The sequence below is a fragment of the Bacteroides sp. 1_1_30 genome, assembly GCF_020982715.1.
Lineage (GTDB): Bacteria > Bacteroidota > Bacteroidia > Bacteroidales > Bacteroidaceae > Bacteroides > Bacteroides xylanisolvens.
The window spans coordinates 18,918-38,114 of record NZ_JAJKHN010000067.1; the positions used below are offsets into that span (position 1 = coordinate 18,918).

Below are 19,197 nucleotides of genomic sequence, written 5' to 3' on the forward strand. Positions count from 1 at the left end.
GGATTACTACTTCTACACTTCTGCAAATGGAGAATGTAGCCGTGTACACCTTATGGTCTTCCTTCATAATTCTCCATTAACGGATTAATACTTTTACACTCCCATAGACCGATAATTTAAGAATCCGTATCCGGACGGATGCGCGCTCTCACGCCTGCCCATAAGGATTAAAAAGGAACGGTGGACAAGGAAACGGAATCCCGCTCGCTTTTCCACACCACTACGGGCCTCTGATGTCGCCTCCGCATAGGAAGAACCGTCCGAACGGAACGGCATCTCCGTCCCCCCCGTCATGTGTATCATGACAATAACTGACTTTGGATGACTATAAGTGACAGGTGGTTTCATCCTGTTCTCTTCTTCCTTTATTTTGTATTCCGAGACAATACCAGTTGTGTAATTTAATAATTTAAGATTTTAAAATATGGATTCAGAAAAGGAAAAGAACCGGCTTTCCGATATCGTTCTCGAGAGGGTCGGACTCACGGGGAACCTTCTGTCAGCTCCCGTTTCCCCATCCCTGGAACCAGTGGTGGAGATACCAAGTCATGGAAGTCAGGTCCGGGCAGGGAAAGTGACAGGTCCGGAGGAATACAAGAGGAGGTTTCTGGTTCCCGCTCCCAGAGCCGCTGAGTGGAAGACCGCCTACATTGATGGGAGACTGCACCGCCGGATCGCCATGCTGGTCAGGGCCGCCGGCTGCGGCAGCATCTCCGGTTTTATCATCCGGTTGTTGGAACTCCATATGGAGGAACACAGGGAGGACATCGCCTCCCTGCTCGGTGAGGTCTACCGTCCCTGGGATGAGGACGGACAGCCGGGAGGAACACCTCGCCGATAAAACGTTGTCATTGTCCAAGAAGGCATATCATGACAGGAAAGAACGTAAAAGAGCGGATTGGTCTTGGCGGGATGGACGCGGACCGCATCCGTGAGATCATGGGGGAAGCGCCTGCCTGTCCCCGGAAGAGACGTGGAACGTCCGGTAACGACATTATACGTCCCGCAAGGAAAAATGGCCCCATGCAACCGTCCGTCTACGGGGAGGAATACCTGCATGGCATTGCGGGCGTGCAGCGTCGGTCGCTGCATATTCCCGCCGCCCTGCACCGGAAACTGTCCATCCTGGCGGGAGCCTCGAGAAACGGAAAGGTCACTCTGGAGGGGTTCATCAACCACCTTGTCTCGCGGCATCTGGAAGAATACAGGGAAACGACGGACATGATTCTGGAGGAGTCCCTGCCCGGCCCGGTCATAAAGGCTCGTCCCCCATGACAGGGGATCTCCCCCGATGGGAGCATTATTTTTGTTTCTGAAACAATAGTGTTTAACTTTTAATGAAAAAGAAGTATGATGAAAAAAGAAAAAGAGTTGTTGGTTGCCATCGCCAGCCAGAAGGGTGGCGTCGGAAAATCCGTCTTTACGGTACTGCTGGCCAGTGTCCTGCATTACCGCAAAGACGTGCGTGTGGCGGTTGTGGACTGTGACTCCCCGCAGCACAGCATCGCCCTGATGCGTGAGAGGGACATGGAGAATGTCATGAAAAATGACGACCTGAAGGTGAACCTGTACCGGCAGTACGAAAGAATCCGTAAGCCTGCCTATCCGGTCATCAAAAGCGACCCGGAAAAGGGGGTGGAAGACCTGCGGCGTTATATGGACGAAAAAGGGGAGACTTTCGATATCGTGCTCTTCGACCTTCCCGGAACGCTCCGCAGCGAGGGGGTGGTTCATACCGTTGCCGCGATGGACTATATCTTTGTCCCGCTCAAGGCGGACAATATCGTCATGCAGAGTTCCCTGCAGTTTACCAAGGTGCTGGAAGAGGAGCTGATCGCCAAGGGGAACTGCAACTTGAAAGGAATCCGGCTGTTCTGGAACATGGTGGATAGAAGGGGACGGAAGAATTTGTATGATGCCTGGAACCGGGTCATCCACAGGATGGGGCTGCGGCTGCTGTCCTCACACATTCCGAACACCCTCCGCTACAACAAGGAGGCGGACCCTGTCTGTAAGGGTGTCTTTCGTTCCACGCTGTTTCCACCCGATCCCCGTCAGGAGAAAGACTCCGGCCTTCCTGAACTGGTGGAGGAGATATGCCATGCCATCGGTCTGGAGGAATCCGATACCGAGCGGTAGCGGATGATAGGATACAGACACCTTGAATAAGGGCTTTTAGCCTAAGATAAAGTAAGATAATTGCATGATAATAAGTTTTTTACAGATGTGACTTCTCCTATAAAAGCATTACCTTAGTAGTGTAATGTGCGCCAAGAGGTCACACAAGTAATTGTTCAGCATCGTGTCTGAACCTATTGTTCCATCAATAGTAGCCTGAAGAGGCGTACGTGACTGGCAACGGTCGGGTGCGAAGCCCTCTTGACAACGACGTTCCAACCTAAGCATCATAGGCGAAGAATGTCAAAGCTGACTGATATGAGTAACCTAAGTGAATCGCCGTACCATCGTGACTATGAATTAGCTCACGGATATTTATGGGCCATTCCAAAAGGCAAGCAGTCAGGATAGTACGCTGTTACATCGTGCTACACGGATGTCGCACTGCTGGTGGATAGGCGGAGTCTAAGTCGGTCGTCAGTTATTTGTGCGAAACTTGGTAAGCCCGTATCTCTCCCGTCAGCCAATAACCGATGGGTGGCCAATTGTAAGAGCGGCCGAATGAGGTGCGGGTAAAGGATTGTGGAGAAAGCGAATGCCATGGTGTAATGCCCTGGATAAAGGTTTCAACGTCACCCTACGCGAAAGCGGGCAGACTTCCACAGGGTAATTCTTTGTGAAACGAATTGTAGAACTTCAAGTATAAAGAAACAGCAAAGGAACAAGGCGCAAGCCGAGTGTGCATCTTCAGCCGGACGCAAAACCGTGTGGAAAGGAATAGACTTCGCACGATGCGAACGTAAGGTATCAATCGTTCACTGACTGCTATGTTCGGTATTAATGCAGACTGAATCCTTAATCATTTATCCAAACTCTTGAAATATCAAAGCCTGATTTAAGTGCAGATAACTGATAGAGTTTGGATAAATGGAAAGTTTGAATAAAATACATTATTATCAATTTCTACAGATATTTTTCCTTGCGCTCACACCCCACTGCATATTTGAGAAAACAGAATGATTTAACATACTATTTTTCATATCCAATCTTTTTTAATACTCCCCATGATAATACTCACTATAAAAAGTCCAATCGAATAATTTTACGCGGTGATAAATGAAATTAATAGAAAGCGATTACCTTTGAAGAAAAAGTCTGTAATTTGGTCAAGAGAAAAGTACAATAGGTCAAAACATGGATATTATAATTCGCTTTATTTGCACTACCATTTTAAATCTAATTGTATTAATCCTTATTATAAACTTTAATATCTGCACTATGAAGAGAAAAGTACTATTAAGCACATTGTTTCTAATACTACATTTCACTGTAGCATTAGCACAGCAAGTAACTATTTCAGGGCAAGTGTTGGATGAGAAGAGTGAACCTCTTATCGGTGCCACGATAAATATCGAAGGTACCACCAATGCAGTAATCACCGATTTAGAAGGAAAGTTCACGATAAAAGTACTTCCTTCTGAAAAACTGGTCATCAGTTATCTGGGATATAAGCCCAAAACTATCACTATCGGAAAGAACCGAAGATTTGATATCATTCTAGACCCTTCAGTCACAGAGATGGATGAGGTGGTTGTTGTAGGCTATGGTAGCCAGCGAAAAAGTGATATTGCAACCGCCGTTGCTTCTGTGAATATAAAAGATATTGTAAACAGTAGTTCTACGCAGACGTTGCAAGCACTACAAGGCAAAATCAGCGGAGTACAGATTATCCCCACAGACGGTTCATTGTCAAGCGGAATGACTTTCAGAATCAGAGGTGTCAACTCCGTCACAGGAGGAACCCAGCCTCTCTTCGTCATTGATGGTGTACCAATGCCTACTCAACAGATCACCAATGAAGATACCGAAACGGTAAACAATCCTCTGCTGGGACTGAATCCAAATGATATTGAATCCAATTTGAATTATTGGAATCCTCGTCCTATCAAAAAGGATAATCCATATTTGACCGTCCAAAGGAAGCTCTCTCCACAGACTGTGGAGGATTTCGCCAATAGACTGTTCATCTACCAGGTAGGAAAAAACAATCATATCGGCTTTCCATTCCGCAAACCCTCCCAGATGGAAATCCTTAACTTTGAAATGAGGAACTATTTTGCAGAGACCAATACCAATTATAAAGCCTTTGCCACGGGTGGTGACAAGGCACAAAGCTGTTGGATGGCCAATTTTGTTCCTTTTGACAAGGTTACAGACATATATCTCTTTGAATCCGCTATTGACGCAATGAGTTTCTACGAAATAAACCATTATACTAAAGAAACCACATGCGCATTCATAAGCACGGGGGGATATGTCACCAAATCCCAAATAGAGAATATAAGCCGTATATTCCCATCTGATAAGGTAAAGTGGAATTGTTGCTATGACAATGATGCCAGCGGTAATGGTTTTGACATCACCACAGCATATTATCTCAAAGGTGAGGAATGTAAAGCTTTTGCAAGGACCAACACTGGAGACACATATAAGACCATCTATTTAAGTTTCCCGGATGGAAACACACAGACCTTCAAAGAAGATGCATTTTCCTCCGGCGAGTATCTTAAACAACATGGTATAGACAATGTAAATATCATCAAACCTTCACGGTACAAAGATTGGAATGAGCTTCTTGTCTATTACAAAAGATTTGATTTGAACCTGGGTCCAGGAATGAAATTCATCCCGGCTATCGAAAAGACCATATCCCAACTGAATCTAAGAGGATATGAACAATTGGCCAATAGTATCAGTTCTTCCACAAAAGAACTGGTGGATTCTCTGCTTGAGCAAGCCAATTACTGCATTTCCGCACCTCTTGCCGAGAGCGGCGCTTATACTCTTATGGTAGACTGTAATATCTTCATGGGGCTGGACACGATGGTACCGGTACCAAGCAACTTATATGTTATAGAAAAGTGCACGCAAAAAAAGATATCGGCACATGCCATAAATGAATTTCTTAAAAAAGAATATATAAACATTTTTAGAGACATGAGTTCATCTGATTTCAAAAATTTTCTAGAGAAAGACATCCTAACTTATACAAAGGGTGCTGTAGAAAAGAATTTTGAGAAAGTGATATTGACTTTCGGATGGAGCCTTAAACCTTCAATTCTAAAAAAAAAGAGTTTTGACTTAGAACATGGTATATAGCATAACAATACAGCATGATACCATAATAGTAGCTGTTTCAAGCAGACATGTTGTCACAATTCCTGCCAGGTTTAATGGAATGATTCTCGGGCTTTGGAACTTGATACAGATTTTCGTTGCCTACTGTAATGAGAATCCGAATTGGGTGAGTAATGTCCGGTCACTGTGGGGTGACCGATTCAAATAGGGACAGGTATGGAACGGATGCCTATTCATGCCCCTATTATAGCTGACACATGGACTTTTATACATTCTTGCACTTTTTAAGTGGGTAAAAAAGTACTATTTGTATTTTATACAAAAAATTGTTTGCTTAATGAAATGGAACATACATTGCCAATGATATTTAATACCTATATATAGGTATTAGATGCGTTTTTATACCCAAAAAATGGTATTTTTATAATCTTTTGTAATATCTAATTTTGCGTCCTAAAATAGATCTTTTATCGAAGAGAGATACAGTTTCCTTATATTTGAACTGGGGCTTCTGTAAAGTGCGATAAATATGAGGCTGGAACGGAGCTATCAGAAGAATTTTGGAGAAAATCCGTTTTTTAACTTAGTTAGATCTATCAATGAAAATATAAGTATTTATCTGCGTTGTATTAAGATATAGCATATCAGAACTACAACCATCCCGTTTTTTATTTAGATTTGCAGTTTGCTTTTAATCACTCAAGATCCGTATTACTATGTATGGAACTTAAATAAAGTACTAATATATATTGGATTTTCCTAAATATAATGCAGTTGCTATATTGTTAGACAACAGACGGTTGAGGTCTGTGAGATTATGCAACGGCACCAACAAAAACAACATGTATTTTTAATAATTTTAGTTTTGTTACACACAATGGTTTGTTTTAATTTAAAATTTACATATAATTTTGCATTATTAATAAATATGATGTTACTTATGAAAAAAGGTATTTTGGGGTGTAATATTATATACTTGTTTATACTTATTTGCATAGGAATTGCCCTCCCTATCAAATCGCAAAACAATTACAAAGTAAAACTTACAGGCACTGTTTATGAGTACGACCACAACAACAAGCGTTTGCCTTTAGAATTTGCAGCTGTGTCTATTCCTGAAATTGCACTAGGGACAACCTCTGATGAAAATGGTAGATACATACTGGAAAACGTACCTACTGGTAAAATTCGTATGCAAATTCAATATTTGGGCAAAGTCTCCATTGACACCTTAATAAATGTAAATAAGGATTTGGTTCTTAATTTTACAATGAGGAATGAGGATTTTAAGTTGAAAGAAGTTACAGTAACTGCAACCAACAGCCGTTCAGGCAAATCCACATCTTCTCACATTTCCCGCTCTGCTATGGACCATATGCAAGCGACCAGTTTATATGATGTAATGTCATTGATGCCAGGTGGAATTTCACAGAATCAAGATATGAGTTCGGCACAACAGATTAACATCCGTCAAGTTTCCAGTTCCAGTGGTCCGGAAGCTCCGATGAATGCTATGGGCACCGCAATAATTCGTGATGGTGCCCCCATCTCAAATAATGCTAATCTATCTGCGATGAGCCCTACGGTATTAAGTGGTACGGAAACACCCGCTTCATTGGCCGGAGGTGCCTCGCCGGCTGGTGGAACCGATGTTCGTAGTATTTCTACTGAAAATATAGAGTCTATACAAATCGTTCGTGGTATCCCTTCTGTTGAATATGGTGATCTGACCTCAGGAGCAGTAATTATTAATACAAAAGCTGGTCGTGAGCCGCTACGTGTCAAAGCAAAAGCCAATCCCAATATCTATCAGGTGTCTATGGGAACCGGTTTTGAACTTGGAAAAAAGAAAGGCGCTTTAAATGTAAGTGCAGATTATGCTTATAATACGAATAATCCAATATCCAGTTACCAGCACTATCAGCGTGCCACAACAAAGTTGCTCTATTCAAATACTTTCTTTAATAATAAGTTACGTACCAATTCCAGCTTTGATTTTATTTATGGTAAGGATCAACGTGAACGTAATCCTGATGATGAACAAACTAAAACAGCTTCGGAAGGCCGCGATATAGGTTTTACTTTGAATACCAATGGTACATGGAATATAAATAAGGGCTGGTTAAAAACACTACGCTATGTATTGTCAGGTACGTATATGGATAAAGACAGTTATTATGAAACCGTATACAGTTCTGCTACATCTCCTTATTCCATGACCACTACAAACGGTGCGGTACTTAGTAACTTTGCAGGTCAGCATATCTATGATGCCAATGGTAATCAAATTACTAATTTTGGACCGGAAGACATAAATCATTATGCTGTTTATCTACCAAGCAGCTATTTGGGACACTATGAGATCGATAGTCGTGAAGTTAATTTGTTTGCTAAAGTGACGAGTTCTCTATTCAAGGCGAGCGGTCATGTAAACAACCGCATCTTGATTGGTGCGGATTTCCGGAGTGACGGTAACGTTGGTAAAGGAAAAACTTATGACCCAAGTACTCCTCCTTATCGTAGTCAATACGGTCATAATTCATCTTTCCGTCCACGTAACTATAAGGATATTCCTTTCATTAACCAATTTGGTGCATATGTGGAAGATAATTTCAAATGGTCCATAAGCGGTACGCATGATTTGAACATTCAGGCTGGTGTGCGTTATGATCATACCTCAGTAGTAGGAGGCATTTTCTCGCCACGTGTAAATGCATCCATTGATTTGATTCCGAATCTATTAAGTCTTCAGGGAGGTTACGGTATTGCTGCAAAGATGCCTTCTCTTCTCTATTTATATCCAGAAAATGCATATTTTGAATATATCAATATAAATGAGCTTACCAATGAAAATATTCCGGAAAGCCAGCGCTTGTTTATGACTACCACAGAAGTTCGGCAAGTAGATAACTCAGATTTGAAGATTGCCCAAAATCATAAAGCAGAAGTCGGTTTTAATTTACGAGTGGGTAAAACCAATCTGAATGTAATAGCTTATAAGGAGCGTCTGAAGGATGGTTATGTAATGAGCCAAACCTTCAACACCTTCAATACATTTATCTACAATGAATACCAGCGCACAGAAAACGGGATAGAGCTTAGTAGTAGCCTACCGGTATTGTCTACTTATGCAAAACCAACTAATAATTTAAATATAGAAACTAAAGGTTTAGAATTTGATTTGAATATCGGACGTATTGATGCTATCCGTACGGCCTTCCAAATAAATGGCTCATGGATGCGTACTAAGAGTTGGCGTCAGGGTTATAGCTTCTATGACAATAGCGAAGATGCTGCTTCAGCCCGTAAACCGGTGGCCATTTATTCTCAAGAAGGCAATGCAAGTTACAAACAACAATTTGTAACGACTTTACGTGCCACTCACAATATCCCGCGTATCGGTTTTGTTGTTACGATGACAGCACAAGCTATTTGGCAGCAGTCTAATTGGAATACATTTGGAAACGATTCTATACCTGTGGGCTATTTAGCATTGGAAGATGCGTCTGTAAATATGTTTCCCAAGGGGAAATATACCACTACCCAGCAAGTAAAGGATGCAGGATATGGATATATGTTGAATAATGTAAGTCATAATAATGCTATAAAAGAATCATACAGTCCTTATTTTTGTTTTAACTTGAATGTAACTAAAGAAATTAGCAATATGCTACGTGTTTCTTTCTTTGCCAACAATATGTTCAGAAGTTATCCGCGCAGAGAATCCAAACGTAATCCGGGTTCATATATTCAATTGAATAACCGATTTTTCTTTGGGCTGGAATTATCACTCACTTTATAATGTTTAGGAAGTTATGAAAAAATATTTAATATATTTGTTTACATTGGCAAGTACCCTTTTGATAGGATGCGATTCGTTCAGGGACATGTCTGGCACAGCAGAAGTGAATCCTATCACAGTGGATGTATATTTGGATATTACCGTTGAAAATATATCCACACTGAAAGATCTGACTGTAAAGTTCGACAATTACGATGAAGATTTACATTATGTAAAAGAAGTAACTGATAATAGTGTGAAAGTTGACGGAATTATCCCCGGAATTTATTCGGTAACAGTATCCGGTACAGCGATCGATACAGAAAACAATGAATACTACATCAATGGCAATTCTGTAAATGCGGCATTATTTAAGCATGGTAGCGCATTGAATATTGAAGTACAAGGGCTTAAAGTGAGCCCATTAATATTCAAGGAGATTTATTATTGCGGTAGCCGTCCGGAAAAAGGAGGAGTCTATTTCCGAGACCAGTTCTATGAGATATACAATAACTCTGCTGACATTTTGTATTTGGACGGTATTTATTTCGCAAATTTAACTCCGGGTACAGCTACCACTAAATTACCTATTTGGCCGGAAGCGGACGGTAATAATTATGCATATGGAGAACGTGTGTGGAAATTTCCAGGAAATGGAACCGAATATCCGTTAGCGCCAGGTGAATCTTGCATCATTTCTCAATTTGCCGCTAACCATCAGTTGGACATCTATAACCCTCAAAGTCCTATAGACGGCAGTAGTTCTGAGTTTGAGTTTAATATGAATAATCCAAACTTCCCTGACCAGGCAGCTTATGATATGCAACATGTTTTCTACCAAGGAAAAGCAGAGATGGGAAGTATACCACAATATTTGACATCCGTATTCGGAGGTGCTTATGTGATTTTTCGTGTTCCTGAAGGAGAAGCTTGGGATCCGGTCAACGATGAAAATATGAAGACAACAGATCTTAGCAAACCGAACAGCAATGTTTATTATGCAAAAATACCTATTAAATATGTATTGGATGCTGTTGAAGCAGTAAACAATGAGTCAAAGATGAATGCAAAACGTGTCCCCGGTGTACTTGATGCAGGTATTACTTGGGTAGGAGCTACTTATTGCGGTTTAGGTATTGCTCGCAAATTGTCCACAGACGAAGAAGGTAATCCTATTATTCGCGAAGAAACAGGTACATATATATATCAGGATACAAACAACAGTACGGATGACTTTGAACGTGGCGTTGTTCCTGTAATGCGTCGTAATGGAGCAAAAATGCCTTCATGGAATCACACATTGTAATAATTAACTAAAAAGACAGAACAATGAAAAAACAATATATGAACTATATGAAAAGCTGCCTGCTGGTAATGATAGCCTGCCTTGTAAGTATGGTGGGAGCGGCACAGGGCTTCTCTCCCGCCGCTATGGAACAATTGAAAACAAGACGACTATGGTCTCATTCACAGAATGCTGCCGGTATGCCATTCGATGATATTCAGAATTATTCGAATGTTATATTGGGATATGACTTACAGGACGGAAACTATTGCCGTCCGCAAGAGGGGCAGAAAGAGGCTATCGTAGGTGTATCCAGTGAAGGCTTTATCAATCTGAAAAATGCATATGTGTGGGGAGCATTTAATTTTGCACAAAAAAATCTGACAGATGCCGGATATAACGCCTCCATTGCCGATCCATTCAGGGGAATGCCTTACTATGTCGCAGACCAGCACTTAAGCAAATGGAGAAATCAATATTACGATCTGAAGTTTCGTGCAGCTACTCCTTTACTTGGTAATCATTGGGCATTGGGGTTGGAAGGTAATTATGTAGCTACATTAGCTGCCAAACAGCGCGACCCGCGTGTGGATACCCGTTTTTATACGCTGGGACTGACGCCGGGGATTACTTACAAGTTGAATAATTCACACAAGTTTGGTGCAAGTTTCAAGTATAGTTCTATCAAGGAAGACTCAAGAATGAGTAATGTCAACTCTTATGTGGATCAGGACTATTATATATTATACGGTTTGGGAACAGCCATAAAAGGAATAGGCAGCGGTGTAACCAGCAATTATATTGGAGACCGTTTCGGTGGAGCTCTCCAGTACAACTTCAGTATGCCCTCTTTCAATTTACTGCTTGAGGGCAGTTACGATGTAAAAGCGGAAACTGTTCAGCAGAGCTATACGACTCCTAAAAAAATAGCCGGTGTAAAAGATAAAACTGCTCATGTTTCTTTAACGATGATTCAGGAAGGAAAGGACTATACCAATTATATGAGAACCACATATACAAATCGTAACATCGATGGTATTCAGTATATTTCTCAACGCGATAACTCTGAATCACAAAGTGGCTGGGTGGAATTATATAATAACATCCGTTCTACGTACAAGGCACAAACCGCTTCTCTTAATTATGCATTAAGCAGAAACCGCGGGAATGAATATAGTTGGAAAGCAGAATTAAATGTGAATTATACCAAGCAAGACGATGAATATTTAATGCCTAATTCTGTACAGAATGCAGAAAATTTATCTTTAGGCTTAGGTGGCAAAAAAAATTTTGTTTTAGGCAATAGTTTGAATCGCAGGCTTTTAATAGATGTTCATGTTGCGTATAACAATAATCTGGGAGGTGAATATGTATATGGTGGCAGCCATGCAGACTATCCAACTGTAACCGAATTACAACAAGGGCTGACTAATTATTATACCTGTGATTACTATCGTATTGGCGGGTCGATAACGTATTCGCAACAAGTCAGAGAAAACAGACGTATGAACTTATTTGCAAAAGTTGTATTCGATCGTGTAAATACCTCTGACTATGATTATGATGGGCGTACTCATTTATCGATAAGTTTAGGATGTAATTTTTAATGCTACATAACGAAATCTATATTACAAAACATGCGTAAATTAATAACTGGAAGTTTGATGCTCTGCAGCATATTATCTCTGCGGGCACAGACATTTGTTAAACCGGCTGTGAAAGTAAAGGACACCTCTTTTGCTGTAATTACAGATAAAGGGACATTTCAGGCTTGTGAAGCCGAGCTTAAAGCCTATCAGGAGATTCTAGGAATGGAAGGGTTGCCTACGTTCATCGTATACAATGAATGGAATAAACCGGAAGATGTAAAGAAAGTTATTGTTAAGCTCTACAAAAAGGATAAATTGGAAGGAGTGGTATTTGTCGGTGATATCCCTATTCCAATGCTCCGCAAAGCCCAGCATATGACTTCCGCTTTTAAAATGGATGAGAAAAACAATGACTGGAGAGATTCTTCAGTGCCCAGCGACCGTTTCTACGATGATTTCGACCTACAATTCGATTTTTTGAAACAGGACAGTGTCGAAAATAATTTCTTCTATTATAATTTGGCTATAAAATCTCCACAGCAAATTCGGTGTGACATATATTCTGCACGTGTCAAAGCTGTTGATAACGGCGAAGAACCGCATGCGCAAATCAGCCGCTATTTTAAAAAAGTGGTGGCTGAGCACCAGATAAACAATAAATTAGACCAATTCTTCTCCTATACAGGTGATGGCTCTTACTCTAACTCATTGACTGCATGGACACCGGAAACCTTTACTATTCGCGAACAAATGCCGGGCGTATTCGATAAAGAGGGACGGGCCCGTTTCATCCGTTATAATTTCAGCGATTATCCCAAGGACGATGTCATTAATATGCTGAAACGCACAGATCTGGACTTGTCTATTTTTCATGAGCATGGTATGCCCGAACGTCAATATCTTTCCGGTAGTCCCGCTACTAATAGGTGGAATGCTCATGTAGATGCAATGAAGTACTATTATCGTGGTTTAGCGCGTAGAAAGCAAAACAACAAAAAGTCTTTCGACGAAATGCTGGATATGATGAAAAACACATACGGTTTGGACACTACTTGGATTGCAGGCTATGATGATCCCAAAGTAATTGCAGAAGATTCTTTACTAGACCTGCGCACCGGTATTATCCTGTCGGAAGTTACAGAGTTTAAGCCTAATAGCCGTATGGTAATTTTCGATGCATGCTATAATGGTGATTTCCGGGAAAAAGATTACATTGCCGGACGTTATATCATGTCGGAAGGAAAATGCGTAACTACTTTTGCCAATTCAGTCAATGTACTGCAAGATAAAATGGCAAACGAGATGCTCGGCCTGTTAGGTATGGGAGCACGAGTGGGGCAATGGGCTAAATTGACGAATATTCTCGAATCGCACATTACCGGTGACCCTACTCTACGTTTTCAATCTATCAATGAGGTAGATGCCAATGCTTTGTTCAAAGAACCATATAGCGAGTCCCGCATGTTGGAGTTATTACAGTCGCCCTATGCCGACATACAGAATTTTGCTTTGCACAACCTTTATCGCAATGACTATCCGGGTATTTCTGATTTATTAAGAAAAACTTTTGAAACTTCCTCGTTCATGATGGTACGTTTCACCTGCTTGGCATTGCTTGAGAAGATTAGTGACAAAAACTTCCGGGAAGTCTTACACTTGGCCATTACGGATTCCTATGAATTTATTCGTCGCACCTCTGTTCGTATGATGCAACATGTGGGACTGAACGAGTATGTTTATCCGCAAATCAAAGCCTATGTAGAAGACAACCTATCCGAGCGTGTGGCATTTAATGTGAGTTTGGGGCTTCAAGTCTTTGATCAGGCAGCCGTACAGGCGGCAATTGATAAAGTAATGGCTGAGACCTATGTGTTGCAAGACAAGGAGGAGATGCGTAAGGTTTTGGAGAATGCCAATAATAGTCGTAGCATGCAAAAAGAGTTATTAAGCAAAGAAACTTCCGAACGTTGGCGCATCCTTTATTGCAATTCTCTGAAAAATCATATGGCACATGCCTGTGTAGACGGCCTCTTGGCTTTACTTACCGACTCCAGTGAAAGTGAAAAGCTAAAAACCTGTTTATTGGAGGCTTTTGCTTGGTTCACTCATTCTTATCGGAAGCCTGACATCCTTCGGGTATGCGATCAACTGAGAAAAGATAAGAGCTTATCCGAGAACCTTCGTGAAGAAGCCGACCGTACATATTACAGACTTAAAAATTAATTGGCCATGATTAAAAAAATAATATATCTGGCATTTCTTTTGCCATTGGCAGGAAATGCACAAACAACAGTCATAAAGCCATTGGTCAAACAACCTACCGCTTTTGCTATCATAACAGATAACCAAACTTATGCAAATACCAAAGATGCCATGCATCAGTACAAAACTGCGGTTGAAGATGATGGTTTGGCAACTTATCTGATCAGCGGTGACTGGCAAAATCCAGATCAAGTCAAACAGATAATCATCAAAACATATCAAGAATGCCCTTCATTGGAAGGTCTGGTTTTAATCGGCGATGTGCCTGTCGCATTGGTACGTAATGCGCAACACATGACTACTGCATTCAAAATGAATGAGAAAGCCTTTCCTTGGGATCAGTCTTCCGTACCTACCGACCGCTTTTATGATGATCTGAACTTAAAGTTTGAGTTCATCAGGCAAGACTCAGTAAATCATCAGCATTTCTACTACAAATTGACAGAAGACAGTCCCCAGCGGCTAAATCCTACTTTCTATTCAGCTCGTATCAAGTATCCGGAAAAAAAGGAAGGGGATAAATATGCGGCCATTGCCTCATATCTGAAGAAAGCTGCTGCTGCCAAGGCAGATAAGCATAATCAATTAGATCGGGTATTCTCATTCAATGGTGCTTCTTACAATTCCGATTGCCTGATTGTATGGATGGATGACGAAAAAGCTTATATGGAGAACTTTCCATTAGCTTTTGGTCGTCAAATGGGATTCAAACATTGGAACTTCCGAATGAAACACCCTATGAAATATAAGTTATTCAGCGAATTGCAACGAAAGGACCTTGACTTATTTATGTTTCATGAACATGGAATGCCAACAGGGCAGCTTATTAATGATGAATTGGCATGCACTGATTTCAATAATCGTTATAAAATGTTGAAGAGTACACTTTATAATGCAGTCATGTCCCATGTTGGAAAACGTGACAAAGACACCTTACGTATTCAGATGCAGGAAAAACGACAAGTGAATGAGGTGTTTTTTAAAGACCTGGACAATCCTAAGTTCTGGGAAGCAGACTCTCTTCACTACGCTGATGAACGTATCGTAACGGAAGATTTAATGAAGAGAAATCTTTCCACTAATCCGAAGATGATAATGTTTGATGCGTGCTACAACGGTTCTTTTCACGAAAACGACTATATAGCAGGACAATATATCTTTAATGACGGTCAGACATTAGTAGCACAAGGAAATACCCGTAACGTATTGCAAGACCGCTGGACTATTGAAATGATTGGTTTGTTGTCCCATGGTGTACGAGCCGGGCAATACAATAAGCTAATCGTATCACTTGAAGGTCATTTGTTTGGTGATCCCACTTTCCGTTTTGCTCCTATCGAAGCCAATACTTTAAGTACCGATATAACAATACACAAAGATGACAAAGCCTATTGGAAGAATTTGTTAAACAGCCCATACGCTGATGTACAAAGTTTGGCCATGCGTATGCTGGCTGACGCCGATACCCAAAAGGAATTATCTCCGTTGCTCCTGAAGAAGTACCGGGAAAGTGGCTTCAATACGGTTCGTATGGAAGCTATCAAGTTGTTGAGCCGTTATCAGGACGACAACTTCATCGAAGCATTACGCGAAGGTTTGAACGATACTTATGAAATGGTAGCTCGCCAAAGTGCCATTTATGCTGGATTTGTAGGTGACGATTCCTTATTGCCCGCTATTGTGGAAGCATTGGTCGAACATAATGAACGCTTACGCGTACAAATGAGTGCCAACAAGGCTTTAAGCCTTTATCCGAAAGAGAAAGTAGAAAAGACAATAGAAGACTTTTATGCAAAAGTTGACCGTTTGAATGAAAACGAAGAGAAAAAACGATTACTAAGAAGCCTGGAAAGAATGTTTGTACAAGAGGCAAAAGTCCATCAGACCTTGATGGATGTAGCTGCACCGGAAGCAAAACGTATCAGTGCAATCCGCAATGTGCGTAACTATACATTCCATTTCCACGTGGATGATTATTTGAATGTAATTCGTGATGCCGGTAATCCACAGGAAGTACGTGTAGTAATGGCCGAAGCATTAGGTTGGTTTACTAATTCTGTACAACGGCCACACATTCTTGAAGAAATAAAGAAGATGCAACAAACAGCCAATCTTCCGGAAGATTTAAAAGCAGAGCTTGAACAGACAATCAAAAGATTAAGTTTATAAATATGAATAAATACATCCTTTTGGCAATTACCGCTTTGTGCTTACAGGATATGCAGGCGCAAACAGTTGTACATCCTAGTATAAAAACAAAGACTACTTTTGCAATTGTAGTCGATCAGAAAAGTTATGATGAAGCGAAAAGTGAAATTGATGCTTATCGTACCAGTATAGAAAAAGAAGGTTTAGGTACTTACTTGCTAATTGATGATTGGAAAAGGCCCGAACCTATTCGTGAGCAACTTGTCAAATTGCATGAGAATGAGAAAACGCCTTTGGAGGGTTGCGTATTTATAGGTGACATCCCTATTCCAATGATTCGTGATGCACATCATCTATCTTCGGCTTTCAAAAGGTCTCCCAAAGCCAATTGGCAGAAATCAAGCGTTCCTTCCGACCGTTATTATGATGACTTCGGATTAAAATTTGATTATATTAAACAAGACAGTTTGATACCTGACTATCATTATATGACATTGCGTGCTGATTCTAAACAGTATATTTCACCGGATATTTATTCGGCCCGTATCCGTCCATTACATTTAGAAGGTGAGAACCGTTATCAGATGCTACGCGATTACTTAAAAAAGGCAGTTGCCGAAAAAGCAAAGCAAAATGCATTTGACCAACTGACTATGGCCCGTGGCCATGGTTACAATTCTGAAGATCCTTTGGCATGGAGCGGTGAGCAAATAGCCTTACGTGAGCAATTGCCGCAAATATTCAAATCGGGTAATACAGTGAAGTTCTATGATTTTAACATGCGCTATCCGATGAAACCATTATACTTGAACGAGATTCAGCGCGAAGGATTAGATGTCATGCTATTCCATCACCACGGTGGCCCCACCATGCAGTATATCAATGGCTATGAAAATGGTTCCGGTATTAATTTGAGTATTGAGAATGCCAAAATATTCTTGCGAAGCAAAGTGCCTTCATACGCCAAGAAACATGGGCGTGAAGCTGCTATCAAAGAATATGCCAAGCAGTATGGGGTGCCTGAAAGTTGGTGTGCGGAAGCTTTCGATGAGGAGAAAATAAAATCGGATTCCATTGTAAACCGTAATATGGATATCTATACTGAAGATATTCGTCTTTTGACTCCTAATGCGCGTTTTATATTGTTCGATGCTTGTTTCAACGGTTCTTTCCATTTGGATGACAACATTGTAGGCTCTTATATATTCAATAAGGGTAAGACCATTGCTACTATGGGATGTACGGTTAACACCATTCAAGATAAATGGCCGGATGAATTTCTCGGCTTGTTAGCTGCCGGTATGCGCATCGGGCAGTTCACTCGTTTTACCTGCTTCTTGGAAAATCATCTGATCGGTGACCCGACTTTTCACTTCACCAATAATGCCGGGCTGGATATGGACATCAACCAAGCTTTAGTTGCGCAGGAAGGAAATGTTACATTCTGGAAAAAACAGCTGAATTCCCCTATGGCTGACATGCAGGCAATGGCGCTCCGTCAATTGTCAATGGCAAATTATAGTGGTCTCGTTGAGTTGCTGAAGAAAAGTTACCACGAATCGAACTATTTCGTTGTGCGGTTGGAAGCATTACGCCTATTAGCTTTGAACTATCCGACAGAGGTTGCCGATGTATTGCAGACAGCCATGAACGACAGTTATGAACTGATCCGTCGTTATGCGGTGGAATACGTTGAAAAGAATTGCAATCCGGAATTGTTGCCGGCATGGATAGAAAGCTATTTATTACGCGGACATGAAAACCGCCATCGTTTCAGAATTTTTAGTGCTATCAACACGTTCGACCATGATATGGCTTTGAATGAATTGAAGAAACAGGCTGCCGATTGGTCTTTCTACGATTCTTCCTATGTGAATGAATTGTTAGAATACCTTCCTCGCCAAAAGAAAGGACTTGAAAGAGATTTTGCACTTATTGACAGTCCGGAAAGTACTACCAAACAGATACAAAGCGAAATAAGTAGGTTCCGAAATAAACCTATTGCTAAAGCTATTGAGCCATTACTGAACATTATAAAAAATGAAAGCCAAGAAGAAGAACTTCGCATATTGGCTGCTGAAACATTAGGCTGGTATAATTTATACTATAATAAAGCAGATATAATCAAAGAACTTAACACATTTAGAACTTCCAATCAAAAGCTAATGAACGAAGTTACCAAAACAATTAATAGGCTGAAAAGTCAAAATAGGTAGAATCATCCAAACGATGAGATAGACCGGCTCCAAAGGGCGGTTCTGCCATTCCTGAGCAGCCTGGTTGACTTTGTTCGTGATGATGGAAATAGCTGATGTGGACAGTTCTATCTCATAGATTTCACGCATCTCCTCTTCTATGTCTGACACGCTCATTCCTTTGGCATATAGGGAGATAACAAGTTTTTCTTTAATATTATCGACACTATACAGGGACATTCAGTAAATGTCTATAGTATAACTCCTCAACCAGTTCCAGACACCAATCATTAAAACAGGGATATTCCTAAAATAATAAAATTTAAGGCAACTAATTCATTGCGAGTTAGTTGCCTTTTTTGTATCTTTAAGCATTCCCCCCAAAAAACGGTTTGACGGCCAAAACGGGGGTAATCTAAAATAAAAACACATGGTAAAGATACAAAAAATCTCAGAAATCGAACCTCGTTTAGGTTTTACCGAGTTCGATATGCTAAAAAAATATCGTCAAAGTTTTGCAACGAGTGAATTAGGTCGCCTCCATGCTCTGTTTCCTTTCTCGGAACTGGCCCGACAAATGCATTTGAAGTCCTCTGCTTTGGGTCGTAAAAGTTATTTTTCTCCCGAAGGTAAAATAGCCTTGATGGTCTTGAAGTCCTATACCAACTTTTCCGATGCACA

12 protein-coding genes and 2 pseudogenes are annotated in these 19,197 nt (G+C 40.9%); 11 read left to right on the forward strand and 3 right to left on the reverse strand.

Features of this window, described 5'->3' with window-relative positions; all coding sequences use genetic code 11:
• Window positions 1–93 precede the first annotated feature (93 nt).
• A complete protein-coding gene (locus LPH68_RS18425) occupies window positions 94–348 on the reverse strand; it encodes a hypothetical protein (RefSeq protein WP_008650625.1) in 255 nt (84 codons plus the stop codon).
• Between the two features lie 76 nt (window positions 349–424).
• On the opposite strand from LPH68_RS18425, the gene LPH68_RS18430 reads away from it, so the two are divergent.
• From LPH68_RS18430 to LPH68_RS18440, 3 genes are all read left to right on the forward strand, one after another.
• Window positions 425–841: a DUF3408 domain-containing protein gene (locus LPH68_RS18430; protein WP_004327094.1), complete on the forward strand. Its 417-nt coding sequence runs from the start codon at window positions 425–427 to the stop codon at window positions 839–841.
• Between the two features lie 29 nt (window positions 842–870).
• Window positions 871–1,275 carry a DUF3408 domain-containing protein gene (locus LPH68_RS18435; RefSeq protein WP_004315818.1) on the forward strand — a complete coding sequence of 135 codons (405 nt, stop codon included), beginning with the start codon at window positions 871–873 and terminating at the stop codon, window positions 1,273–1,275.
• Window positions 1,276–1,350: 75 nt separating this feature from the next.
• Window positions 1,351–2,139, forward strand: a complete 789-nt coding sequence (locus LPH68_RS18440) for a ParA family protein (protein ID WP_004311277.1) — start codon at window positions 1,351–1,353, stop codon at window positions 2,137–2,139.
• A 108-nt stretch (window positions 2,140–2,247) separates the two neighbouring features.
• On the opposite strand, the gene LPH68_RS18445 is transcribed toward LPH68_RS18440, so the two are convergent.
• Window positions 2,248–2,409: a hypothetical protein gene (locus tag LPH68_RS18445; protein ID WP_153862836.1), complete on the reverse strand. Its 162-nt coding sequence runs from the start codon at window positions 2,407–2,409 to the stop codon at window positions 2,248–2,250.
• A gap of 987 nt (window positions 2,410–3,396) precedes the next feature.
• On the opposite strand from LPH68_RS18445, the gene LPH68_RS18450 reads away from it, so the two are divergent.
• The 7 genes from LPH68_RS18450 (at window position 3,397) to LPH68_RS18480 (ending at window position 18,537) form a co-directional block, all read left to right on the forward strand.
• The gene (locus tag LPH68_RS18450) at window positions 3,397–5,277 is read left to right on the forward strand and encodes a carboxypeptidase-like regulatory domain-containing protein (RefSeq protein WP_004327093.1); all 1,881 of its coding nucleotides are present in this window, start codon (window positions 3,397–3,399) and stop codon (window positions 5,275–5,277) included.
• A 910-nt stretch (window positions 5,278–6,187) separates the two neighbouring features.
• Window positions 6,188–9,058 carry a TonB-dependent receptor gene (locus tag LPH68_RS18455; RefSeq protein ID WP_004311273.1) on the forward strand — a complete coding sequence of 957 codons (2,871 nt, stop codon included), beginning with the start codon at window positions 6,188–6,190 and terminating at the stop codon, window positions 9,056–9,058.
• 13 nt (window positions 9,059–9,071) lie between these two features.
• A complete protein-coding gene (locus LPH68_RS18460) occupies window positions 9,072–10,343 on the forward strand; it encodes a DUF4876 domain-containing protein (RefSeq protein ID WP_004312956.1) in 1,272 nt (423 codons plus the stop codon).
• Between the two features lie 23 nt (window positions 10,344–10,366).
• Window positions 10,367–11,929: a DUF6850 family outer membrane beta-barrel protein gene (locus LPH68_RS18465; RefSeq protein ID WP_004327091.1), complete on the forward strand. Its 1,563-nt coding sequence runs from the start codon at window positions 10,367–10,369 to the stop codon at window positions 11,927–11,929.
• Between the two features lie 30 nt (window positions 11,930–11,959).
• Window positions 11,960–14,134, forward strand: coding sequence for a HEAT repeat domain-containing protein (locus LPH68_RS18470; protein WP_005651733.1), 2,175 nt, complete (start codon window positions 11,960–11,962; stop codon window positions 14,132–14,134).
• Window positions 14,135–14,140: 6 nt separating this feature from the next.
• On the forward strand, window positions 14,141–16,342 hold the full coding sequence (locus LPH68_RS18475; protein ID WP_004311266.1) for a HEAT repeat domain-containing protein: 2,202 nt from the start codon (window positions 14,141–14,143) through the stop codon (window positions 16,340–16,342).
• Window positions 16,343–16,344: 2 nt separating this feature from the next.
• Window positions 16,345–18,537 carry a hypothetical protein gene (locus LPH68_RS18480; RefSeq protein ID WP_004311265.1) on the forward strand — a complete coding sequence of 731 codons (2,193 nt, stop codon included), beginning with the start codon at window positions 16,345–16,347 and terminating at the stop codon, window positions 18,535–18,537.
• 3 nt (window positions 18,538–18,540) lie between these two features.
• Here LPH68_RS18480 and LPH68_RS18485 read toward each other — a convergent pair.
• Window positions 18,541–18,714: pseudogene (locus tag LPH68_RS18485) on the reverse strand (transposase); the annotation flags it as partial.
• Window positions 18,715–18,946: 232 nt separating this feature from the next.
• Between LPH68_RS18485 and LPH68_RS18490 the strand changes: the two are divergent.
• Window positions 18,947–19,197: pseudogene (locus LPH68_RS18490) on the forward strand (DDE transposase); the annotation flags it as partial.